The 21,655-nt window shown below is 40.8% G+C and carries 23 protein-coding genes and 2 pseudogenes; 14 read left to right on the top strand and 11 right to left on the bottom strand.

Features of this window, described 5'->3' with window-relative positions:
* Positions 1-80 (top strand): annotated as a pseudogene (locus tag AAFM34_RS15760) (serine dehydratase); the annotation flags it as partial.
* A 152-nt stretch (positions 81-232) separates the two neighbouring features.
* Here the strand turns inward: AAFM34_RS15760 and AAFM34_RS15755 are convergent.
* Positions 233-820, bottom strand: a complete 588-nt coding sequence (locus AAFM34_RS15755; RefSeq protein WP_341664423.1) for a DUF1294 domain-containing protein — start codon at positions 818-820, stop codon at positions 233-235.
* A gap of 229 nt (positions 821-1,049) precedes the next feature.
* On the opposite strand from AAFM34_RS15755, the gene AAFM34_RS15750 reads away from it, so the two are divergent.
* Positions 1,050-1,730 carry a YafY family protein gene (locus tag AAFM34_RS15750; RefSeq protein ID WP_341664429.1) on the top strand — a complete coding sequence of 227 codons (681 nt, stop codon included), beginning with the start codon at positions 1,050-1,052 and terminating at the stop codon, positions 1,728-1,730.
* Positions 1,731-1,732: 2 nt separating this feature from the next.
* On the opposite strand, the gene AAFM34_RS15745 is transcribed toward AAFM34_RS15750, so the two are convergent.
* Together AAFM34_RS15745 and yjjG are read right to left on the bottom strand one after the other, a co-directional pair.
* On the bottom strand, positions 1,733-1,954 hold the full coding sequence (locus AAFM34_RS15745) for a cold shock domain-containing protein (RefSeq protein ID WP_341664421.1): 222 nt from the start codon (positions 1,952-1,954) through the stop codon (positions 1,733-1,735).
* Between the two features lie 70 nt (positions 1,955-2,024).
* Positions 2,025-2,700, bottom strand: a pseudogene (gene yjjG, locus AAFM34_RS15740) (pyrimidine 5'-nucleotidase).
* A gap of 96 nt (positions 2,701-2,796) precedes the next feature.
* Here yjjG and AAFM34_RS15735 point away from each other — a divergent pair.
* Together AAFM34_RS15735 and elbB are read left to right on the top strand one after the other, a co-directional pair.
* A complete protein-coding gene (locus AAFM34_RS15735) occupies positions 2,797-3,717 on the top strand; it encodes a LysR family transcriptional regulator (RefSeq protein WP_341664427.1) in 921 nt (306 codons plus the stop codon).
* A 165-nt stretch (positions 3,718-3,882) separates the two neighbouring features.
* A complete protein-coding gene (elbB, locus tag AAFM34_RS15730) occupies positions 3,883-4,533 on the top strand; it encodes an isoprenoid biosynthesis glyoxalase ElbB (protein ID WP_341664419.1) in 651 nt (216 codons plus the stop codon).
* Positions 4,534-4,616: 83 nt separating this feature from the next.
* On the opposite strand, the gene AAFM34_RS15725 is transcribed toward elbB, so the two are convergent.
* The gene (locus AAFM34_RS15725; RefSeq protein WP_341664417.1) at positions 4,617-5,102 is read right to left on the bottom strand and encodes a hypothetical protein; all 486 of its coding nucleotides are present in this window, start codon (positions 5,100-5,102) and stop codon (positions 4,617-4,619) included.
* A gap of 242 nt (positions 5,103-5,344) precedes the next feature.
* Between AAFM34_RS15725 and AAFM34_RS15720 the strand changes: the two genes are divergently transcribed.
* Positions 5,345-6,253, top strand: coding sequence for a 2-dehydropantoate 2-reductase N-terminal domain-containing protein (locus tag AAFM34_RS15720; protein WP_341664415.1), 909 nt, complete (start codon positions 5,345-5,347; stop codon positions 6,251-6,253).
* 95 nt (positions 6,254-6,348) lie between these two features.
* A complete protein-coding gene (locus AAFM34_RS15715) occupies positions 6,349-7,083 on the top strand; it encodes a dienelactone hydrolase family protein (RefSeq protein ID WP_341664413.1) in 735 nt (244 codons plus the stop codon).
* Between the two features lie 44 nt (positions 7,084-7,127).
* Here AAFM34_RS15715 and secF read toward each other — a convergent pair whose 3' ends face one another.
* The 4 genes from secF to AAFM34_RS15695 form a co-directional block, all read right to left on the bottom strand.
* Entirely contained in the window at positions 7,128-8,030 is a 903-nt protein-coding gene (gene secF / locus AAFM34_RS15710; protein ID WP_341664411.1) for a protein translocase subunit SecF, read from the bottom strand.
* A gap of 2 nt (positions 8,031-8,032) precedes the next feature.
* Complete coding sequence (gene secD / locus AAFM34_RS15705; RefSeq protein WP_341664409.1) at positions 8,033-9,871, bottom strand: protein translocase subunit SecD; 1,839 nt, start codon at positions 9,869-9,871, stop codon at positions 8,033-8,035.
* Positions 9,872-10,050: 179 nt separating this feature from the next.
* Positions 10,051-10,503, bottom strand: coding sequence for a hypothetical protein (locus tag AAFM34_RS15700; RefSeq protein WP_341664407.1), 453 nt, complete (start codon positions 10,501-10,503; stop codon positions 10,051-10,053).
* A gap of 147 nt (positions 10,504-10,650) precedes the next feature.
* Positions 10,651-11,319, bottom strand: a complete 669-nt coding sequence (locus tag AAFM34_RS15695; protein WP_341664405.1) for a hypothetical protein — start codon at positions 11,317-11,319, stop codon at positions 10,651-10,653.
* 114 nt (positions 11,320-11,433) lie between these two features.
* On the opposite strand from AAFM34_RS15695, the gene AAFM34_RS15690 reads away from it, so the two are divergent.
* From AAFM34_RS15690 to AAFM34_RS15675, 4 genes are all read left to right on the top strand, one after another.
* Entirely contained in the window at positions 11,434-11,931 is a 498-nt protein-coding gene (locus AAFM34_RS15690; protein ID WP_341664403.1) for a hypothetical protein, read from the top strand.
* A gap of 207 nt (positions 11,932-12,138) precedes the next feature.
* Positions 12,139-12,285 (top strand): hypothetical protein, encoded by a 147-nt coding sequence (locus AAFM34_RS15685; RefSeq protein WP_341664401.1) that lies wholly within the window; start codon positions 12,139-12,141, stop codon positions 12,283-12,285.
* Between the two features lie 36 nt (positions 12,286-12,321).
* Positions 12,322-13,356, top strand: coding sequence for a molecular chaperone (locus AAFM34_RS15680; protein ID WP_341664399.1), 1,035 nt, complete (start codon positions 12,322-12,324; stop codon positions 13,354-13,356).
* Positions 13,357-13,609: 253 nt separating this feature from the next.
* Positions 13,610-14,773 (top strand): hypothetical protein, encoded by a 1,164-nt coding sequence (locus tag AAFM34_RS15675; protein WP_341664397.1) that lies wholly within the window; start codon positions 13,610-13,612, stop codon positions 14,771-14,773.
* 78 nt (positions 14,774-14,851) lie between these two features.
* On the opposite strand, the gene AAFM34_RS15670 is transcribed toward AAFM34_RS15675, so the two are convergent.
* Together AAFM34_RS15670 and phhA are read right to left on the bottom strand one after the other, a co-directional pair.
* Positions 14,852-15,181 (bottom strand): 4a-hydroxytetrahydrobiopterin dehydratase, encoded by a 330-nt coding sequence (locus AAFM34_RS15670; RefSeq protein WP_114783627.1) that lies wholly within the window; start codon positions 15,179-15,181, stop codon positions 14,852-14,854.
* Entirely contained in the window at positions 15,174-15,965 is a 792-nt protein-coding gene (gene phhA, locus AAFM34_RS15665; RefSeq protein WP_341664395.1) for a phenylalanine 4-monooxygenase, read from the bottom strand. Before phhA ends, AAFM34_RS15670 begins: the two co-directional genes overlap by 8 nt.
* A gap of 228 nt (positions 15,966-16,193) precedes the next feature.
* On the opposite strand from phhA, the gene AAFM34_RS15660 reads away from it, so the two are divergent.
* The gene (locus AAFM34_RS15660; RefSeq protein WP_341664393.1) at positions 16,194-18,194 is read left to right on the top strand and encodes an acetoacetate--CoA ligase; all 2,001 of its coding nucleotides are present in this window, start codon (positions 16,194-16,196) and stop codon (positions 18,192-18,194) included.
* A 51-nt stretch (positions 18,195-18,245) separates the two neighbouring features.
* Here the strand turns inward: AAFM34_RS15660 and AAFM34_RS15655 are convergent, their stop codons facing one another.
* Complete coding sequence (locus AAFM34_RS15655; protein ID WP_341664425.1) at positions 18,246-18,824, bottom strand: methyltransferase domain-containing protein; 579 nt, start codon at positions 18,822-18,824, stop codon at positions 18,246-18,248.
* A gap of 151 nt (positions 18,825-18,975) precedes the next feature.
* Between AAFM34_RS15655 and AAFM34_RS15650 the strand changes: the two genes are divergently transcribed.
* The 3 genes from AAFM34_RS15650 to AAFM34_RS15640 all read left to right on the top strand — a co-directional run bounded on the left by AAFM34_RS15650 (position 18,976) and on the right by AAFM34_RS15640 (position 21,607).
* Positions 18,976-19,854, top strand: a complete 879-nt coding sequence (locus AAFM34_RS15650) for a LysR family transcriptional regulator (protein WP_341664391.1) — start codon at positions 18,976-18,978, stop codon at positions 19,852-19,854.
* 246 nt (positions 19,855-20,100) lie between these two features.
* On the top strand, positions 20,101-20,994 hold the full coding sequence (locus tag AAFM34_RS15645) for a cation diffusion facilitator family transporter (RefSeq protein ID WP_341664389.1): 894 nt from the start codon (positions 20,101-20,103) through the stop codon (positions 20,992-20,994).
* 310 nt (positions 20,995-21,304) lie between these two features.
* On the top strand, positions 21,305-21,607 hold the full coding sequence (locus AAFM34_RS15640) for a response regulator (RefSeq protein ID WP_341664386.1): 303 nt from the start codon (positions 21,305-21,307) through the stop codon (positions 21,605-21,607).
* The last annotated feature ends 48 nt before the right edge of the window (positions 21,608-21,655 follow it).

Genomic DNA, 21,655 nt, shown 5'->3' with positions numbered 1-21,655 from the left:
GCAAAGATATGAATAAAAAGTACCGTGAAACGTCACTGGGTGGATTGGCTGTAATTCATATGGCGCCGCCGTGCGAGTGAGTAATCAAATATCCCCCATGACTTAAAGTAAGCCCTACTGACACCGTAGGGCTTTTCAATATTCAGTAGGGCTAAACTTACCAAGACTCATTGAATTAGTATCAAGATGATCAGAAACAACTGCTTATCTGCTTCACATTATCGTCCGAACACTAAATAAACGGCAACAACATCATAAGCTTCATCATAGCGGCAGAACCTTCATTTGTTAAAGTCCAACAAAACACACTAAAATTGATCAGCAGCGTCAACCAAAAAAAGCTATTAAATATCAGTCCAATATGTCGATAGTTTAAAAGTGATTGGGCAAGCAATGCACCTGGCCAACCTCCAAACAAGTTAAGAAAGTACAATACAATTGAAGGTACTCGCCAGGCCCCAGAACGAACAGCGTGCTTGTCCAATGCATAAATCATATAGGCAATTGTGCTAAAACCAAGGTAAACAAAAAACAGCAATGGTGGGTAACTTAAAACAAAGACACTCGCGACTAATGCGGTAGCAAACCAGATCGCGATGGCTAATGTCGACTTGAATACTATTTGCTTCTCAATATGAACAGCTTTAAGGCCACCTCTTGCATCATCAACCAGTTTAAAGTGGACACGTTCACTCACTCTTGGCACTCTACCAAAAGTTCGTAAGTCACTATGATGAAACTTGATACGAGCGTCTTGGTTCTCCACCGAGATATAACCAAAACCTTCCCTATCATGCCATTCGCTAACCGTTCCACGCATTTTGCGTCATTACCTCTATTTTTTACGCAATAGCTTTACCCATAAAATACTAGTTGCATAATAATGTCATCCGCCGGATCTGGCTCACATTTATTGATATAAGCATCTAGATTTGCTAATTTCCTCCCTCTTACTAATCAATATTTATCGATGAAACATATAGATAGTTCGGAGAATAGTAAAAAGTTTATCGCTCGCAAATATAATCACGTTGCGCTAGAGGACTATGATGGCCAAACATGAAAGATTGCTTACACTACTGACTCTATTGCGCTCAAAGCGCTATGCGGTAACAGCCGGTGAGCTGGCCAAAACCTTGGCTGTCAGCGAGCGTACCATATACCGTGATATCAAATCATTGCTTAACTCAGGGGTACCAATAGCCGGAGAGCCCGGTATCGGCTATGTTCTAGAGCGTGGCTCCCATCTGGCTCCATTAATGTTCACCCAGCAAGAAATGATAGCATTGGAACTCGGAATGCGAATGGTTCGAAGCTTGTCCGACAAAGAGCTTGCAGAAGCTTCTATGACGGCTTCTACCAAAATCATGTCCGTCCTGTCTGATAAGCTTAAAAAGCAGGTTGAAAATTTTCCGATGCGTGTCCCTGATGTACATGCAAAAAAGTTCGCTAGTAAATCTGGAAAAATATTACGACATGCAATAGATGACCAATGCAAAGTTCAGTTAACTTATATTGTTGAAACAGGGGAAAGCTCAATACGAAAAGTACAACCTTTAGGGTTAATATTTTGGGCGCACTCATGGACTCTGGTAGCTTGGTGTGAGCTCAGAGATGATTATCGACAATTTAGGGTTGATAGAATTAATGAACTGAATGTCCTAGTCGAAAAGTTTGAGACCGCCGAACATAAAAGTCTCGAGCACTATGTAAAAACACGTGCTCGCTAAACTTAATCGGTGAATTTTAAAATAACAGGGCTGATGTTCATCGCCATCTTACACCCACTCATATCCCTCAGAACATCGAACTCAACCTGTTCTGACACATAAGGCGGCCCTTCTTCAGTGCTCATATCTCTAACGTGGAAGAAAACTTTTTGTACCGGCAAATTTCTCGTCGATATCAATCCATAACCGTGTTTTTCATCCCACTTAACTATTACACCTAACACAGTGCTACATCCTAATAAATTGACTACAACACTTTATACTCAAAATTATAGACTAAGGATCAAAAATATGTTATGCAATAAGGATCTTTTGCAGTTCAGATAATGAAGTTACTGTATAGGTGGGCTCAATTCCCTTCTCTATTTCAACGTTATGACTATTTAACCAACAAGTTTCGATACCAAAATTGATACCACCTACAATATCAGACTGAAGCGTGTCACCCACCATTAAAACCTTGCTTTTACAAGGGTTGTTCATTTTTCCTAGCGCATATTCGAAGATCTTTTTATCTGGCTTGGCAACCCCTACTTGCTCTGAAATGATCACTTGCTCAAAAAACTTCTTCAACCCTGTTTTTTCAAGGCGAACATCCTGTAGCTCTTCAAAGCCATTTGTAATGATCCCAAGCTTTGCTCGATCAGATAGAGAGTCAATCAAGTCTCGTGCTCCCGGTAATAAAGTACAAATGTCTGCCATGGCGTTTAAAAAAAGCACTATTTAATTCCAAAGTTGTCGTGCCAAGTCTTTCAGCCCAGTGTAAAAATCGCGAATGTTTAAGTTCCCGGGCGTCAATCGTCCCATTCTGGTAGGCTATCCATAGAGGTTTGTTAACCTCTTGGTATTGTTTATAATCTGCTTGAGTAAACTCCACGCCTTTACGTGAAAACATAAGTTGCATGCCTTTATACGCATCGAAATGGAACAGGGTTTCATCGGCATCAAATAGTATCCAATCGTACTTCATTTTATTCTCCTCGATCTTCAGTGCGCATTGTAGATTGTTTTCTTATATAAGATAATACTTGCATTAAGAAACTCATTGTTTACTTTTATTCAACTAATGCATTCATACACATCTATACCTATTTTTGTTGCTGTGGTAGAAAGCGGAAGCTTTTCAATAGCCGCGAAGAAACTGTTTATCACCAAATCTGCGGTAAGCAAGCGTATTACTCTGCTAGAAGAAGAACTCGGCTGTCGTTTACTTAATCGAACTACAAGAAAACTAAGTCTTACTGAAGCAGGTCAGCAATATTATGACTATGCATCTCAATCTCTCGCGCTTGCTCAGCAAGGGATAAATACCGTTATTGAACTACAAGGCAAACCACGAGGTAAATTAAAACTAACAGTGCCCATGTCATTCGGTGTAAACCATATCACACCTTTTCTTACCGAATTTATGACCAAACATCCCGAGTTAGAAGTCGATATGGAACTTGAGGACAAAATGGTAGATTTGGTTCAAGGAGGTTTTGATCTAGGGATCAGAATTGGCCATTTACCAGCATCAAATCTAGTTGCCAAAAGACTGACGGTATGCCGGAGTATATTATGCGCTTCAAAACATTACCTTGAACAGTATGGAGAACCACAAAAACCTAAAGATCTAAGCCAGCACAACTGTTTACGATATGCTTATTTCAAAGGTGGTCAGCACTGGGAATTTAAGAGCTCTGCCGGAGTATCTAGTGTCTTACCACAAGGCAATTTGGTGATAAATAATAGTGAAGCGATACGTAGAGTGCTGCTTGATGGGCTCGGTATAGCTCAAATGCCAACATTTCTCATATCTAAAGATATTGCATCTGGACACTTAAAGCCCATCATGACCAACTACTCCTTACCTACTCATGCGGTGTATGTTGTCTTCCCTGAAAGAAAGCACCTACCACTAAAGGCCCGTGTTTTTATTGATTTCATGATGGAAAAGCTCTGTCCCGACACCCCTTATTGGGACCAAGCTATATTTGTCAAGTGATCAAGACCAATAAACGCACAGCACATAATGATTGAGAACAATAACACTCAGTAAGAATTAAAAAATATCAAAAAAGCATAAAAAATACCTTAGCGAATTCCAATTTTATTTGAATCGTGTAGTCTGAAGCCAGTTTATATCCAAGTAAAAACTTAGGAGACAATAATGAAAAAAGTAGCAGTAATTCTCAGTGGTTCCGGCGTTTACGATGGTGCAGAAATTCACGAATCAGTTTTAGCCTTACATGCACTTGAAAAACAAGGAGCTAGCTGGCACTGTTTTGCTCCCAATATTGAACAGCTACATGTGATTAATCACTTAAATGGCGAAGAAATGCCAGAAAAACGCAATGTCCTTACTGAAGCGGCTCGAATCGCTCGTGGCAATATTGAAGACGTGGCAAATCTAAAAGCTGAAGATTTTGACGCACTGCTCGTCCCAGGAGGTTTCGGCGCTGCTAAGAATCTTACTGACTTTGCCGTTAATGGCGCTGAATGTAGCATAAATACCCATGTCAAAGCCGCTTGTCGCGATTTCGCACAAGCGAACAAACCTGCGGGTTACTTATGTATCGCTCCAACCATTATTCCTATGATCTACGATAATGGTGTCAAAGCTACAATTGGTAACGATGAAGGCACTGCTGCCGCATATAACGCATTGGGCGGTCAGCATATCAACTGCCCTGTTGATGAGATCGTTTTTGACGAAGAGCATAAAGTTCTATCAACACCAGCTTATATGTTAGCTTCAACGATAAGTGAAGCAGCAAGTGGTATAGAAAAACTCGTCGAGAAGTTAGTTAAACTGGCTTAAATTAAAGTTTAGATGGGGTATTTTAGCCCCATCTATAAATCACGCCAATCAAACCGCCATCTAAGGTTTAATGGACCAAAACTTTAATAAGAACGAGTCAGCAACCCTAAAATAGATTCACTCGACTCACCAAAATACAAAGTCACTGATTTAGTCTCTTCTTGCGCAAAGCTTCCATCCTGCACAATCCGTGTAGGTGATACGTATTGCTCATTGCCAAAATAAGCTTTTATTTGACTTGGCTTAAGTGACACACCACTGCCAGAACGGTTTGTTATCGTGGCTTGCACCATACGTTTACCGCCTTGACTACTATAAATGTCGTATGACTCTAAACTGAAGTAGCTATATGCGGGTTTATCTCGGCTGCTTTTAGGCTCTGGAACATATTGTGATCCATCAATAGTTCTTACGTAGTGCATACTATCTTGTGATTTTTGCTGCGACTCTTTGATTACCTCAAGGCTATCTTCAATATTCCTCGGGTCCATCTTATCGTCATTCCAAGCCGCTAAACTCGAAAAAGAACTTAACAGCAATACCAAAGCACATAAATTACGGACCATCATTATTCACTCCATGGATTGTGGTATAAATGGGCAGCAATGCTATCACTTGCGCTACAGGTTTCAATAGTGCTCGAGTTAACATACTGTTAATTTGAAATTTGTTGGTATATTGAAGTTTGTAGAACCAAGCCATTCGATAAATTGAATTGGACTACTAGAGCTTTATATTAATAATTACAACCTGTTAGAATCAAACGACCAATTAATCACATCAACCACTAATGACATTGAGAGACAAAATTATGCCGACAGTCAGTATTGTAGGGTTAGGAAGTCTAGGTGGATTCGTGGCAGCAAGGTTATCAAGCTTACCCGCAGTACAAATCCAGTGGATACTTGGTTCATCTAGCCGAAGTGATAAAGTGCGACTAGAGTGTAAGGTTCCTGTATTCGCTCAAGCCAATACTATTTCTCATAGTATTAGTGATATAAACGGTGAAATCGTCTTCTTAACCATAAAAACCTACCATAACCAAAGAGCATTTCATCAACTACAAGGTTTGAAAAATAAAACCATTGTATTACTACAAAATGGGATTGGGGAAGATGAAAAGCTGGCAGAGTATTTAGATTCGAGTAACTGTATCGTAAGCGCAACGACCCACCTAAAAGCCTCCTATGCTTCATCTCCATATGTAGTTACTCTTCATAACGAGCTAAAAGACTGCCTATATGCAATTCATCAAGGTAAGCCAAGCAAACACCTACAGACTGTATTCAAACATATCTTTGATGAAGTAACACCGCTGCCAAGTACTTATCACGTTAGACTTCCTAAGCTACTGATAAGCTTTGCGGCAAATGCTGCATCATTTGTATACGACTCAGATATGCAAGGTTTGGCTCTAAACTCACAGTGTCGGGAGCTTATGCTTGGCATAGAAAATGAGTTTTTGAGTCTCTTTGAGAGACTTAACATACCTCGCCCTGAATTTGACATAACTAGGCTCATTTCCATACTGGACAGCCCTTCCTATAAGGGCTGTTACTTTAGTATGAAGGAAGATTTTGACGAGGGAAGAAAAGTGGAATTCGACGCAATATTCAAAGCGACTTGCTCTCTAGCTATTCGCTATAATATTCGTTTTTCCAAAGGCTTGGCCGTAAGCCAAAAAATAGAAGGTTTAATCTCTACTTCACCAGCACTCTGAATGTGACGTGTACGATATTCCTTTATGCATAAAATACTGAATGTTTCCTGACCATACCATTACAACTACACTTCATTGGTTGAATGGAGGGATTTATGAAGACACGACTATTAATCTTAGCTGCTCTCTTATCTACAAGCTCAGCGATGGCAGGTGAGAATAAAATTTACAATGTAAATGGTAAAGAATATGAGGGATACTGGGCAAAAACAAGCGACAAGGCGCCGCTGGTATTACTCATCCACGATTGGGACGGGCTCACTGACTACGAGAAAAAAAGAGCAAAAATGCTTAATGAATTGGGTTATAACGTCTTTGCGGCAGATCTGTTTGGTAAAGGCGTTCGTCCTACAGAAGTGAAAGATAAAAAGCAACATACGGGTGAGCTGTACAAAGATCGAGAGAAATTAAGATCATTAGTGCTAGGCAGCTTGAATTATGCTGAAACTCTTGGTGCAGATTCGAATAATGTTGTTGTGATGGGTTACTGCTTTGGCGGCGCTGCAACGCTTGAAGCGGCACGTTCAGGAATGAAAGCGAAAGGTTTTGTCACCTTTCACGGTGGTCTGAAAACACCAAAGGGACAATCATATAAAGATACCTCCGCCCCAATATTGGTGCTGCACGGTACAGCAGACAGTGCGATAACTATGGAGCAATTTGCGGCTTTGGCCAATGAACTCGAGACTGAAAAAATCGACCATGAAATGATCACTTACAGTGGTGCTCCGCATGCTTTCACTGTTTTTAATAGCGAGCGCTATAGAGAAGAAGCTGACAAAAAGTCATGGCTGCGTTTTACCGAATTCCTCGAATCTACCACTCAGTAGGAATATGAGCCCCATGAAATACTTCACGGGGCTTTAACGCAAAGTTAAGGTGCGCTGTCTACTTCAGCTGGAAGGTAGTGCTTAGGCTCGAGTTTCAGCCATTCTGGTAACACAGTTCCTATAGAAATTGATGACCAAGTGCCAGAAAGAATGCCAATAAACATGGCAATGGCAAACCCTTCAAGTGCATTGCCCCCCATGATCCATAAAGCCGTCACGGTAAGTAAGGTGGTACCTGACGTAACCATGGTTCGAGAAAACGTCGCTAGCACCGCTTGATCATTAATGTCTTCTATCGGTGTTGACTGCTTTGCAACTAACAACTCACGAATTCGGTCAGCAATGATGATCGAATCGTTAAGTGAATAGCCCAAAATAGCCAAGATAGCTGCAAACACAGTTAAATTAAACTCCATCTGAGTGAATGCAAAAAAACCTAAGACCAAAACCACATCATGAATAAGTGCGAGTAAAGAACCACTAGCCAATCGCCACTCAAAGCGAAAACATAAGTAGCCGAGAATACACATCATAGAAATGAGTAGTGCTAAACCACCTTGATCAACCAAATCTTGACCAACTTGAGAACCAACCATGCTGTTACTAATTACATCGACTTTATGCGAGACGCCAGCCAGTAAAGTCGCAATGTCTGGAGATTCCACACCTTCATCCGGTACTGGATAACGAATAATCCAACGCCCCTCTTGGTCTGAATGTGTTACTGATGTAAATTCACCTAAGGTAGGCTTAAGGTGATCGAGTAAGTCATTACTACCCAAATTTTTATCTACTTGAACTTCTGTCACCATACCACCAGTAAAGTCCAGCCCCATATTTAGGCCTTTGGTTGCAAATGCAGCCAGAGACACAACCATCAAGGCGACTGAAACGAAGCTGGTAATATAACGAATTCGACGGATATTATTCTTAAGATAGTGAACCATGATTACACCTTTACATTGCGGCGGCCATCACGACCCCATACTAAATTTATGATCGCTCGTGAAGCAAAAATACCAGTGAACATACTGGTCAATAGACCCAAACCTAGCGTCAAGGCAAAACCTTGAATCGGGCCGTTGCCGATTGAATAAAGAACTACAGCTGTGATCATAGTGGTAATGTTGGCATCAAGTATGGTACTTAGCGCACTATCAAAACCTTGATCAATGGACTGAGCAAAAGTACGACCTTCTGCCATTTTGTCTTTTATTCGCTCAAATATCAGTACATTAGTGTCTACAGCCATGCCTACTGTCAAAACCAGCCCCGCTATTCCGGGTAAGGTAAGAACCGCACCAGGAAGTAAAGCAATAAGCCCTAACAAGCTGACCATATTAACTACCAACGCCACGTTAGCAACCCAACCTAAGCGGCGATACCACAGCGCCATGAAAGTCAAAGTCATTGCCATTCCAAGAGCCAACGCAGCAAAACCATTCTCAATATTTTCAGCCCCAAGGGAGGCCCCTATAGTGCGTTCCTCTACGATAGTAACCGGGGCAGTTAATGAGCCTGCTCGCAGCAATAAAGCCAAATTTTGTGCTTCATCCAGAGAACCTGCTCCTGTAATACGAAACTGACTACCTAGTTGAGACTGGATTGTTGCAACACTAATGACCTTCTCAGTCCTTTCTGTCTCGCCATTAGCATTGGTTGTATACTCGCGATAAACCGTCGCCATTGGTTTTCCAATGTGCTTTCCAGAGAAGTCACTCATTATCTTACCACCAGCATGATCAAGAGAGATATTCACTTCAGAAAAGCCCATCTTATCCATTCCCGCCCGAGCATTCACGATATGCTCACCAGTAAGAACGGGACGTTTCGACAAAACAACATCACGCCCACTATTGTCTTTTAAAACAATATCTCCGTAAGAGGACGGATCTGAGCCTGATTTGGCTTCATGAAATGCAAGAGTTGCAGTAGCACCAATCACATTCTTGGCTTGCGATGGATCTTGAACACCGGGCAGTTCAATACGGATGCTATGTTCGCCTTGGCGCTGAACCATAGCTTCTGTAATACCCAACTCTTCAATTCGATCACGCATAATTTTTAAGTTCTGCTTTATGGTTACCGATTGAAACTCCGATTTATTCTGGGCTGTTGGCTTCACAGCCAAATAACCAGAATGACGTTTAACATCCCAACCCGGATAGTTTTGACGTATAAAGTTTGCAGATTTCGTCAACGCATCACTAGAGCTAGTCTTAAGATCAAACCCATCAACACCGACCTGAGACAATTTCACTCCACGTAGGTGCTCTTGACGTAGCATATCTCTGATTTCATCGATCATGGTATTACGCTGCTCTTCGAATGCTTTATCTACATCAACATTAAGTAGAAATTGCACACCCCCTCGTAAGTCTAAGCCTAGTTTTATTGGATTAAAGCCAAGTTCACTCAACCATTTGGGTGCGACAGAAACATAAGAAAAGCTAATAGAGTCTTGCTTACCAAGTACAGTATTTAGCATTTCTCTCGCGTGCGTTTGGTCTGTCTCGTTATTGAATACGACAGTCGTTGACCCCTGCTCTTTACGGATCTCTTTAACATGAATGTTGTTTTGCTCAAAAAGTCGATTCAGCTGCAGAGGTTTATCTATAATTTCACTTCCTTGTGACGTTGTCACTTGAATGGAGGGTTGTTCTCCATACCACGTAGGTATTGCACTCAATGTCAGGATGATGACTGTTACAATTAATACCGCATATTTCCATCCCGAGTAACGGTTTATCACTCTAGACTGCTTTTTGTTCGGCTGACTATTCTTCATATTTATATCTTAACTAGTTTTACTGAGCCAAATTCATGCTTTGGCTATCCAAGGTTGTGTAGTCCAAATAATGCATTTGATATAAATAACACTATCAATTACGAAAATGCATTGCGCTTGTCATGCTTCAAACATAGAAACGCGAAATCAGGAACTGCTTGTAGGATTAAATGAAATGACTATGAAAAGTGGCCATTAAGAGCCACATACAAAGCATTAGACTCTTTCCAGCCAGAAATTCGATATTGAGAGTTAAACCCAACCCAATACCCTATTAAATGTTCAGAGTACAGATCGTGAGTCGTGAATGGTTTGGTTGGTTTACTATAATTATCCCCATCATAGGGAAGGTCTTCTTCAGTATCATGCCCATCTCTAGTATCCGAATTTAGACGGACGAACTGCATAATGGCTAATGCATCTGTATCTACATCAGTTTTCGAAATGGGAGTGCTAGGTATCTCAGTTTCTATTGACCTGTTAGTCACAGATAGAGTGTTGGTACGATCATAGCTGGTATCGTGACTCAGTGGTGAGTCCGTAGATTTTGCCAGATAGGACATCGCCTGAGATGGCAATGCCAAGGCAACCAATACAATCCAACAAAACGATGCCAAACAGCGTTTAATCATTCACAACACCAATAAAAATTAACTTTTACATCCTAATGCCTAGTGACACTGTGGACAAATAAAAAATTCTAAAATTAGGGAACTTAAGTCTCTAGTACTCAATTGGAACATCAACTAAGGCGAAGAACAATCAGTAAAACACCTGAACTATCGATAAAAAATCTCTCCAGTACGAACATCGAGGTAGATCTTATTGGCCTGCTTAATACCTCCACAATAGATAAAATACACATCCCGATATTTAAAAGTCAATGAGCGAACCCATCCATTAGTTTCTTCAAAGTCCTCCGGAGTACATGTCTTTTCTTTAAGCAATTGATCCGTCATTTTCACGAACATTTCAAAATGCTCTTTAAAATCATCTGACTTTTCAACATAGCTACTTACGGTTTTTACTCTTTCTTCTTTTGTGATGGTCGGAGCAATTTCAAGCAGGGCTTCCATAGGAACCCACTCCGCGATTTCTTCCCCCCCTTCTTCATAAACATAGTAACGAGAGATACGGCCCCAGCCATTTTTTTTCTCCAAAATATGCAGTTTTTCTCCACGATAAACCACGCTTTCTACAAAAGCATCATAACGCGGGGCTTCTCTCACACCCAATTTAGGAGGACTTACATAGTAATCCGTCACCTCTTTCTTGGGGTGCCGATGCTCTTTTTGTTTTCCAATTATAGGCTTTGAAGGCTTTTTGTTTCTCTCTCTCTCCGCTGCTGCTTCGGCATCTTGTTGCGGCTTAAAATAGAATATGTAGTACCCTCCACCCGCGCAGGCTAGACCAAGGAGTAATACAACAAACATTAATATCTTTTTCATATAGGTTCGGCGTCTTTTCTATACTTAAAATTATATTTCACCAATACTATAGCTAATATGACATTTCACGGGCTATATCTCACTATAGCGGCAGCCTTAGTGTTCACTTTACCAATGAAAAGCACAGCTAGTCACTGTGTTGAAACGACTTGGAACAAAGCGCTCACTTTGCAACAAGAGATCGAGTCTTGGTACAATAAAAAAGCCATAAACTTCAATGACTTTTTAAGGCAACATCGACAAAAAACGCTCTTACATAAAAAATATAGTAGAGAGGAACTTGTCTCTTTACTTCAATCAAGTAGTAAATCGGAGCAAAAGCAGATTCAGCAGCGGATCAGTGCATCTGAGCACATCGTCGCTATGCTCCAAGGCGAAGCTAAGCAAATAAACAAGCAATCCGATCTCGTCAAGGTAGCCTACGCTAATTGGTCCAGTATATATGATCACTGTAACCAAGCTGGCTTAGCTATCAACAGTTCTTCAAGTCAACGCTATATGCAGCTCAATCAAAATATCCTTACAGATATAAAAAATTTGCTTAATAAATATAAACTTCTTATTGAGCTTTATGAAACAGAAGTTAAAACGTTAAAAGCTATCAAGTACTAATAACCTGAATTTAAATATTAAAAATCAATAATTTAAAAACAAACCAAGAAAAGACAATAGGAAAAATACTGAAAAAAGACACTTAGATTTCCTCACCACACATACAATCACAACAACTCAGATTATATCCGCCCAACATTAGTTCGCACCCTTTATAATCACTCACATTCCCCCATAAACACTTTTCTGTAAAATTTGGACTTTGGAATGATAACTAACAATATTACTAATGCGCTTCTGGGTAGCATTGAACAAAAGGCTCCACAAGTAGCCCCTGAGAACATCGAAGCGTACCTTGCAACGATAAGCAAAGCCGAGAAAGATCTAGAGAAAATCGACCCTGCTATCGCATAACTCAACAAAGGACCAGCAGATTCCGAAGTACTGGCAATGGTCGCAGCCCACCAAAAACAAGTTGTTCAGTCTATGGTGAGTAGTAATCCCGAGGATGCGATTGCATTAACTCTTGCTGCAAGTATCGAAGCTTACAGTAAGCAATTAGAAGACATACAAGCATGGACTGAGGGCGGAAGTGCTGTTCTAGAACCAATGTTAGATATGATATACCAGTCTATCCTCGCAGACGGTGTTGATGGCACCGAATATGAAGACCTTATGCAGCTATTAGTGATAGATTTACTTATGCATTCTGATGAGTGGGGGTTAGACCTTACTGCCTTGCTTGGCAACGACTACGAAGTCTATCTGGCACAAATTACAGAACACTTTGGAAGCGGTTTGCATGCACCATATGGCCAGTATGATAATCATCCGCCAGAAGAAATTATTGATTGGTTTTTGAATACACTAGTTACCTCCTTAACTCCATTGGTTGGGAACGAAATCCCAGCTGATTCTCTGACTGGCCAAATTCTAACATTTTACAATGACCCTACGAATCAACAAGGGCTAGAAGAATGTGCTGATAATTATTGGACAGATCCCAATGGTTTTATCAACGGCTCAGATGAACTAAGTTCTGAAGATTGTGAAAGACTGAGCCCAACATTAAAAATAATCATTCTTGCTGACGCAGCAGACAAAGGAACCATTACAGCAGAACAATGGGACCGATTAATAATGGGTGATGTCAGTGATTTCGAAGAGTTATTGGGAATCTCTGATGGCGAACTGGGCCTCTACTTAATGGATATTGATGGATGGGCTCCAAGCCCTGGCGCTTCTGGTAGTGGTGCTGGCGACCATGTAGAAACCGATCGTTATCCTGACTTTACCGAAAGCGCTGGAATCTACCCAGACGATCTCATTGAAGTTCTGGACACATTTCCAGGGAGAGAACTTACAGACGAAGAACTCGAAGAAATAAACCGAATCGGCGATCAGGTTAAAATGCTGCAACAGACTCTTAAATACTGGTTACAAATATGTCGTGATGAGCAAATGGCCATCGCTCGTAACATCTAATAATTAAATCTTTGATAGAGGGTAAGGATTTTCTTTTCTGATCCTCTATCTAGCCTAACAGATCGTCAAAGGCGTTGAATTTTTTGTCAAACCATCAAATATCAACATCTATAACTCGCAAACCAACAGTTTAATATTCAAGTCATTCATAGATTCATAAAAACTCAGGTTAAATCCGTCTAACTACTTAGAAGACCTCTTTATAATCACAACAAGCAGCCATACTCTACCTTACTACTTTAGGAATTTTGGAATGATAACCAACAATATTACTAACGCGCTCATAGGCAGCATAGAACATAAAACTCCGCAGGTAGCTCCAGAGAATGTTGAAGCCTGTCTTGCAACGATAAGTAAAGCCGAGAAAGATCTAGAGAAAATCGACCCAGCTATCGCACAACTCAACAAAGGACCAGCAGATTCCGAAGTACTGGCAACGGTTGCTGCCCACCAAAAACAAGTTGTTCAGTCTATGGTGAGTAGTAATCCCGAGGATGCGATTGTATTAGCACTCGCTGCAAGTATCGAAGCATACAGTGCACAACTTGAAGCAATAGAACAACAAACTAAGGGCCTAGGTGCATTTGAAGATGCCATGAAAGTCATGTGGGAAGATATATCCCAAACATCACCATTAACGGGATACGCCTTAGAAGACGCTTTTCAACTTGTTCTTATGGACGTGTTAATCCATGCCGATGACTACAACTTAACACCGAGTGAACAAAAGACCCTTCAACGTTTTATGGAGTGTGGTGGCTCAGGCATGCATGGTTCTCATGAAGGCTATGATCAAGATGAGTTTGTTCGTGACCTTACTGGACTGTTTAATACCATTTATGACCAAGCTCCCGAGGGCAGCTTAGCTCATACCATTACTCAATCTATGAAAAATGAATCTGGTTGTCCAGAGGCCTTAGTAAAACAATTCGAGGATAATTGGGGCAACGCAGTAGAGTGGAACAACAACTGGAATAACGGTGTTGGAGAGGTATCGCCTGTAATGCGTATGGCATTACTCTCTAGTGTACTAGCTGATGAGTCTATAGAACTCACCACTGAAGAATATAATATGTTTCTTACTGGTAGCCTGTCTGATATTGATGCCTTTATGACAGAAAAATATGGTAAAAACACTATTACATACATTGATGAAAATCTTGATATGTGGAACTATCACTACGACCCATCAGAAGACACTGGTAACGGCTATGGTATGAATTTCTGGTCTTCAGAAGGCGTCACGGTAGATTACTTCGCAGAACTGTCCAAAAATCTACCTGCTCGGCCTCTCACCGATGAAGAACTAAAAGAAATTAACCGAATCGGTGACCAAGTAAAAATGCTACAGCAAACGCTAAAATACTGGCTTCAAATATGCCGCGATGAGCAAATGGCCATTGCACGCAATCTTTAACACGAAAAACCAACTGGATAAATCGCAATAAAAAAGGCCTGAAGTACTGGGGGAAGTGTCGCTTCAGGCCGCTTAAAATTAACTTAGGCTGTCACATTTAGCAGCACAAATAAAATCGTTACGATGCAGCCCTTTTATGGCATGGCTCCACCACGTAACTGTCACTTTACCCCACTCCAAAAGAATCGCTGGATGGTGGAATTCATCTTCTGCAAGCTGTGCAATATTATTTGAAAAATCCCACGCTAGCTGAAAATTTTTGAATTTATATACCTTTTCCAACTGAGGAATATCATCACGGATGATAATTTGCCAGTTATCCAGCTCCGTTAGCAAAAGTCTTTGTTCTTCTTGTGTCAAAGCGATCGACTCAGGGCTACAAGCCTCGCAGCGCAATTCATTAAGCATGTTGTTTTTCCTTTGGTTCAAATAGTGGGGGAAGTAATCCAGCCTTCATAGCCCTATGGACATGAGACATCAAGTCTTCTTGGCTGAGTTGATATAGCTGTTCAATGTTATTCAGAAAGAAGTATGCTGGCTGCATAATGTCAATACGATAAGGTGTACGTAGCACAGTATGAATATCAAATTTTTCTCTGATCGGCCTCTTGTCATCTAGCGCGTATATTGTTTCTCCGGGTGAAGATAGAATTCCTCCACCATAGATCTTAACGTCCTCACCTTCCTTCACCAAACCAAACTCAACAGTAAACCAGTAGAGCCTAGCAAGATAAACCCGCTCTTTGCTGTCCGCATCGCGACCCAACTGACCATAGGTTTGAGTAAAACGAGCAAACTCTGGGTTGGTCAACATAGCGCAATGACCAAATATTTCGTGAAAGAAGTCAGGCTCTTGTAGATAATCAAACTCTTCTCTTGAACGCAAAAATGTTGCTACAGGGAACTTTTTGTCTGCGAGTAGCGCAAAAAAACGATCAAAGTTAATCAGCGCTGGAACAGGCTCAACTTTCCATCCTGTTTCTTTCTGCAAAACATGGTTAATTTCAGTCAGTTGAGGTACTCTGTCGACAGGTAGGTCTAACAGTTCTAGCCCACGCAAATACTCCTTACAAGCGCGATTATTCACTAGCGATAGCTGGCGTGAAATTAAGTCATGCCAAATCTGATCTTCTTCTCGGCTCCAATCCACAAGCCCTTGATTATTAATAGGTTTAGAAACGTAATTACTCATGGCAACGCTCTTTAACAAGTCCTTTACATAAAGCCTATCGTCTGACTAAATCGGTGACAATCAGTGCTAACGGATCCTCCACTCATAAGAATGTAACATTTTCTTTACAAATCTACACTTTCTTCTTAATTATCAGTCATATGATCCTTTGCTGTTTGTTTGACATTAACCAGTTTTAGCACAAGACTTAGCCATGCTTAAAAGGAAACTACTTGAGACGAGGAAGTCATGTCAATTCAAGATATCGCCACGCCAGCCCCTATGTGGGAGCCCACTAATAAACGCATAGAATCATCCAATCTGTACCAGTTTATAAAGCATATCAATATGCAAGGTGAAGCTTTGGAGTCGTACTCTGAGTTGCATCAGTGGTCGATAGAAAATCCAAATCAGTTTTGGGCTAACCTATGGCAGTTCAGCGATATCATTGGCTTCAAAGGTGACTGTATTTATGGCGAAGGCGTATCTAAATGGCAAAAACTGTTACCAAGCCGTGACACCATATGGTTCCCCCAAGCTAGAATTAACTACGCTGAAAACCTACTTGCCTACGCATTTAAGGAACCCAGCGGCATCGCCATATTATTCACTAACGAACGTGGTGAGGAAGTTGAAATCACTTGGCAACAACTGTGTGACAAAGTGTCGCTTGTACAACAATGGCTAAAACAATGTGGAGTCAGCTCTGGTGATGTGGTCGCAGGTTACTTACCTCACATGCCCGAAACGGTTATCGCTATGCTTGCTGCAACCAGTCTTGGTGCTATTTGGACCTCAACTTCTCCAGACTTTGGTGTCGAAAGTGTCCAAGAACGTTTTGGTCAAGTGCAGCCAAAAGTGTTGTTTTGCTGTAATGGCTATAGCTTCAATGGTAAATTCTTTCATATGGCAGATAAAAATAGCCAGATTGCCGACAATATAACCAGTATCCAACATGTGTGCTGTATCAACTATCTAAAAGAAACCAATCCTAGCTATGTCGAAAATGATAAAGTCATTGACTGGGAATCTGTAGTTTCCAACTTCATTGCACAGCCTATTGAGTATCAGCGTATAGGGTTTAACGAACCGCTTTTCATTCTCTACTCTTCGGGAACAACAGGGAAACCAAAGTGTATTGTTCACTCAGTTGGAGGAACGACATTAAACCATCTAAAAGAACATCAACTGCATTGCGATGTACAGCCGCGCGAACGAGTATTTTATTACACCACCTGTGGCTGGATGATGTGGAATTGGCATGTTTCAGCGTTAGCTAGTGGCGCAACCTTGGTCATATTTGATGGCAGCCCGATGCACCCATCAGAAAGTGTTCTTTGGGATATAGCTGAAAAGTATAATGTTTCTCTTTTTGGAACGTCGGCCAAATATTTAGAGGCATTAGAAAAGGCTAAATATTCACCTATTAAACAGCATAAATTACCCCACCTTAAAACCTTATGCTCGACAGGCTCTGTGCTCTACCCGAGTCAATTTGATTACGTATACAAGCAGATAAAAACGGATCTACATTTAGCTTCTATTTCTGGTGGTACCGATATATGTGGCTGCTTTGTGATAGGGAATCCTATTTCACCCGTTTTTCGAGGAGAGTGTCAGGCTCCCGCTCTTGGTCTTAATGTGCAAGTATTTAACGACCAAGGCCAAACCATCATTGAACAGCGTGGTGAATTGGTTTGCTTAAACAGCTTTCCCAATCAACCAATAGGGTTTTGGAAAGATAATGGTGAGCGTTATCATCACGCCTATTGGGACAAATATCCAAACGCCTGGCATCATGGTGATGATGTTGAGAAAACAACCAGCGGTGGCATGATATTTTATGGCAGGAGTGACGCTACGCTCAACCCTGGCGGCGTAAGAATAGGAACGGCAGAGATCTATCAACAAGTAAACCAACTTCCAAAAGTAAAAGACTCTATAGCTGTCGGCCGAGTGGTGGATGGTGATGAGAAAGTAGTATTATTCGTTCAGCTAAATGATAACGCCAATCTTGATGAAGAGCTTATTGCAAACATCAAGTTGCAACTTAAGACTAAATGCTCACCTAGACATGTTCCTGCTGAAGTATACGCTATCAGCGATATCCCAAAAACCAAGTCTGGAAAACTTGTTGAGCTGGCCGTAAAGCAAATACTGCACGGAAAAGAAGTTAAAAACAAAGGAGCAATTGCTAATCCTCAAGTACTTGAAGAGATTGCTCAATACTCCATCCAAACGGCCACATAAGTTATAGGAGCCCGAGTCCAGCAACTCGGGCTCTAATCTATTCAATCAGATTTATTTTCTTGCAATGGCCATTAATACCGTTAATTTACCACTCGGCGTATCGATACTAAACGGCGTGGTTACTTCAACTTCATCAAAACCAACACTACTCAGAACTTGCAAGACATGTGTCGGTGTCATTGCTCCTGCTTCACCCTGCTCAGAAAACCAATCCCAGTGGACGAAATATTTCCCTCTATCCAACAAGCTGAAGACAATATCAGCTACATCTGAATAATTTGGCAAGAAACTGCATACTGATGACGCGACAACTAAATCAAATTGATGACGAAATGCAGGGTGCATTGCGACCAAACCCCGAGTTAAACTGTCAACAACAGGTTCTACGTTATGAAGCTGCTTACCATCAAGTTGTTCAATCATTGCTTCAGAACTATCCAGTGCAACAATATCCTTAACAACTGGAGATAGCTTTTGACTTAATAAGCCAGTGCCACACCCAAAGTCCAGAACTTTTAAGTTCTGAATATCAACAACTTGTTGAAGAGATTCAAAGGCTTTATCTGCATACAATAATGCAGAAGGTTCACTATCCCAATCTACTGCGTAATCGTCCCAGCTATTAGCCATCATGATCTCCCTGTAACTTCATTCAATTTGGCGCTGAACAAGATTACCAAAATTACATTAAATTCATAGCTTTTAGCTTCATAAAACACGTAAGATTTGTGTATCCTTGTAACATATATATGCATACTCACCAGAGAAATAGCGAATCAAGATGAACCAATCTCAAATTGAAGCTTTTTGTACCATAGCTGACACGGGTTCAGTTTCAGGAGCCGCTAGGCAGCTAAATTGCAATCGTACCAAGCTAAGTATGTCTATAAAAGCATTAGAGAAAGAGCTCCAAATTGAGCTATTTAATCGAACTGGTAATCATCTCACTTTATCTGAAGCTGGCAAGGCAATTTATAAAGATTGTCAGAGCCTACTAGCTACTCTATCGCGGATTCGACAAACCTGTGCTCAAGTCTCAGGAGAATTTAACGCTGAAGTATGGATAGCAAGGGATGATTCACTCCCTGATGAAATGTGGCAAGAATTCTCACACAAACTCAATAATATGTTTCCTGCTACCTCCTTTAATATTGTGCTGGCTTCAAGTGGAGACCTTACAAATTTAGTCGCTACTCAACAGGTCGATTTTGCATTTGGTGTCGACTACGAGAGAGTTGATGACCCTTTGATTAGCTATCACCCATTAGGAAAGATTCGCCTGATGTCAGTATGTAAAGCTGATCACCAGCTCAGTAAGATGCGGCGTGTATCAGACGAGCAATTACGCCATGCAATGCAAGCGGTCATGGTCTATCTCAATGAGAAAGATAACCCCGAACTTCAGCCTTTTTCACTGCGTCATATAGGCTTTTCAAGCTTTGATAACATATTGAGCACCATCTTAACCGAAGATGCATGGGGCGTGCTGCCAGAGCCGCTTATCCGCCATTATCTTCGTCAGCAAAAACTGGCGGTTATCAAACATACCTACGGATTAACCCAAGAAGATTACTGCATGTTTACGGCTGCTGGTATGACTGAGCATCCGGGCATGTCATGGCTGGCTGATAGGCTTAACGAGTACTTATTTGATTTCTAATCATCACCTTCTCGTAATGAGGATAAGACTTCACCGCTACTGCTTTGTGAGTCATATTGATATAATTATAAGCCACTACGACACTCACAGCCAAAAATATTGACACTAAGAATTTAAATTATGTCTTTGAATTATATAATAAAAAAAGTAACACAACAAAAACTGGTTATTATTAATACAAATAACATTTGTAAAATCGGGCTTTAGTACGAAAAATAAGAGAGTAAAAATAACCGAGATCACTCTATGTGTGCAAAAACAAGCCTGAACGAAAAATGCATTCTGATTTTTTCAGCGCTTTTAGCGTCAGGGTTTGCCGTAGGTGGGCTAATTCTCGGGTTACTCGTTGGCTCTTTAGTGATCGTCTTTGATGGCGTTTATTCTTCCGTCAGTTTGGTGCTAACTTTATTGTCGCTCGCGGTTTCAAAGTATATTCAAAACCCATCCCGCCACCATTTTCCATTCGGGAAAGCGGTACTGGAGCCAGTTGTAATTGCGATTAAAGGTAGTGTTATTCTCATCATAGTTAGCTGTTCATTATATTCTGCTGTTATCGCTCTTTTTACTGGCGGTCGAGAAGTTGACGCTTCCATTGCAACCCTGTTTGGAATCGTTAACGTATTAGGGTGTGGGTACGCATGGTGGTATATAGCTCAAAAATCGAAACGCTTTTCTTCTGGCCTAATCACAGCAGAAGCTAAACAGTGGCAAATGGACACATTGCTCAGCGTAGCGGTGACATTTGGTTTCATCTTTGCCTGGGCAATGACACTATCACCCTTTGAGGAATATTCTGTTTATGCTGATCCTGTCATGATGATCCTAATGTCATTTTATTTCATCAAAGTACCCGCTGATATGCTAAAAGAAGCCATTCGAGAAATGCTCATGATGTCCCCCAGCACTGAGATTCTTGAGGTAGTTGATAAAGAGGTTTGCGCTTTAGACAAACAATCTGTGCAACATATAGAACTCGACGCAGTAACAAAAGTAGGACGAGAACTTAGGATAAGCGTGAACATCCATTCAAACGACAAACAGCTTGCGATCGCGGATATTAAAAAGACTCAACAGATTTTAAAGCACAAGTTGTCTAAGCTCTCGCTCGACTTGAGGCTTAACTTGAATATAGCTAGCTAATAATCGTTACTTTCTGCAAAATGACTCTGCTCAATATTCAACTTTGTCAAATTGAGAATCAAAATAGACAGGTCTTCAAATATTGAATGCAACATGCGCAGAGATCATTCATTGTTTGCTTTCATTAGTCGAGTCTCATATTTATACGTAATACTCTGATTATAATAGTAAAAAGCAAACTTCTTCCATTACAAACCTATAAGCAAATACTTTCTTATAAATTAATCTTCAAAATGGTTCGGATTTTGCTCTGCTAATATTATTCATAGGACAGTTGGGTAGTATCGACTGAAAGGCAAAGGGGAAATGTATGGCAAAATTCGAACCAGACAAATTCACGATACTAGTCGTTGAAGATAACAACTTGTCTCGAAAAGCGCTAATAGGCATGCTTTTCAAAAGTGGTTACGAAAATATATTAAGTGCACCGGATGGACAAACAGCGATAGAAAAGATTGAGCACAATCATATCGACCTTGTTGTAACCGATATAAACATGCCCCATATAAATGGTTTACAACTCATTAAGGCCATACGTACAGGGAGTACACACGCAGTAGCTGAAACTAGTATTATTGCGGTTACTTCTCTTTCGGATATAGAAACTATGTAAGCTGGCGGTAAACCCCATCTAATCATTTCCTTTTAAATTCGGTATTGT

The sequence above is a fragment of the Vibrio sp. genome (assembly GCF_038138445.1).
Taxonomy (GTDB): Bacteria; Pseudomonadota; Gammaproteobacteria; order Enterobacterales; family Vibrionaceae; genus Vibrio.
The sequence above is the reverse complement of the archived record's forward strand: the minus strand, read 5'-3'. Positions and strand labels throughout refer to the sequence as shown.

Coding starts and splice junctions, on each gene's coding strand:
- AAFM34_RS15755 (WP_341664423.1), bottom strand. CDS start 820: ATGCGTGGAACGGTTAGCGAATGGCATGATAGGGAAGGTTTTGGTTAT.
- AAFM34_RS15750 (WP_341664429.1), top strand. CDS start 1,050: ATGGCCAAACATGAAAGATTGCTTACACTACTGACTCTATTGCGCTCA.
- AAFM34_RS15735 (WP_341664427.1), top strand. CDS start 2,797: ATGCATTCATACACATCTATACCTATTTTTGTTGCTGTGGTAGAAAGC.
- elbB (WP_341664419.1), top strand. CDS start 3,883: ATGAAAAAAGTAGCAGTAATTCTCAGTGGTTCCGGCGTTTACGATGGT.
- AAFM34_RS15725 (WP_341664417.1), bottom strand. CDS start 5,102: ATGATGGTCCGTAATTTATGTGCTTTGGTATTGCTGTTAAGTTCTTTT.
- AAFM34_RS15720 (WP_341664415.1), top strand. CDS start 5,345: ATGCCGACAGTCAGTATTGTAGGGTTAGGAAGTCTAGGTGGATTCGTG.
- AAFM34_RS15715 (WP_341664413.1), top strand. CDS start 6,349: ATGAAGACACGACTATTAATCTTAGCTGCTCTCTTATCTACAAGCTCA.
- secF (WP_341664411.1), bottom strand. CDS start 8,030: ATGGTTCACTATCTTAAGAATAATATCCGTCGAATTCGTTATATTACC.
- secD (WP_341664409.1), bottom strand. CDS start 9,871: ATGAAGAATAGTCAGCCGAACAAAAAGCAGTCTAGAGTGATAAACCGT.
- AAFM34_RS15700 (WP_341664407.1), bottom strand. CDS start 10,503: ATGATTAAACGCTGTTTGGCATCGTTTTGTTGGATTGTATTGGTTGCC.
- AAFM34_RS15695 (WP_341664405.1), bottom strand. CDS start 11,319: ATGAAAAAGATATTAATGTTTGTTGTATTACTCCTTGGTCTAGCCTGC.
- AAFM34_RS15690 (WP_341664403.1), top strand. CDS start 11,434: ATGAAAAGCACAGCTAGTCACTGTGTTGAAACGACTTGGAACAAAGCG.
- AAFM34_RS15685 (WP_341664401.1), top strand. CDS start 12,139: ATGATAACTAACAATATTACTAATGCGCTTCTGGGTAGCATTGAACAA.
- AAFM34_RS15680 (WP_341664399.1), top strand. CDS start 12,322: ATGGTCGCAGCCCACCAAAAACAAGTTGTTCAGTCTATGGTGAGTAGT.
- AAFM34_RS15675 (WP_341664397.1), top strand. CDS start 13,610: ATGATAACCAACAATATTACTAACGCGCTCATAGGCAGCATAGAACAT.
- AAFM34_RS15670 (WP_114783627.1), bottom strand. CDS start 15,181: ATGCTTAATGAATTGCGCTGCGAGGCTTGTAGCCCTGAGTCGATCGCT.
- phhA (WP_341664395.1), bottom strand. CDS start 15,965: ATGAGTAATTACGTTTCTAAACCTATTAATAATCAAGGGCTTGTGGAT.
- AAFM34_RS15660 (WP_341664393.1), top strand. CDS start 16,194: ATGTCAATTCAAGATATCGCCACGCCAGCCCCTATGTGGGAGCCCACT.
- AAFM34_RS15655 (WP_341664425.1), bottom strand. CDS start 18,824: ATGGCTAATAGCTGGGACGATTACGCAGTAGATTGGGATAGTGAACCT.
- AAFM34_RS15650 (WP_341664391.1), top strand. CDS start 18,976: ATGAACCAATCTCAAATTGAAGCTTTTTGTACCATAGCTGACACGGGT.
- AAFM34_RS15645 (WP_341664389.1), top strand. CDS start 20,101: ATGTGTGCAAAAACAAGCCTGAACGAAAAATGCATTCTGATTTTTTCA.
- AAFM34_RS15640 (WP_341664386.1), top strand. CDS start 21,305: ATGGCAAAATTCGAACCAGACAAATTCACGATACTAGTCGTTGAAGAT.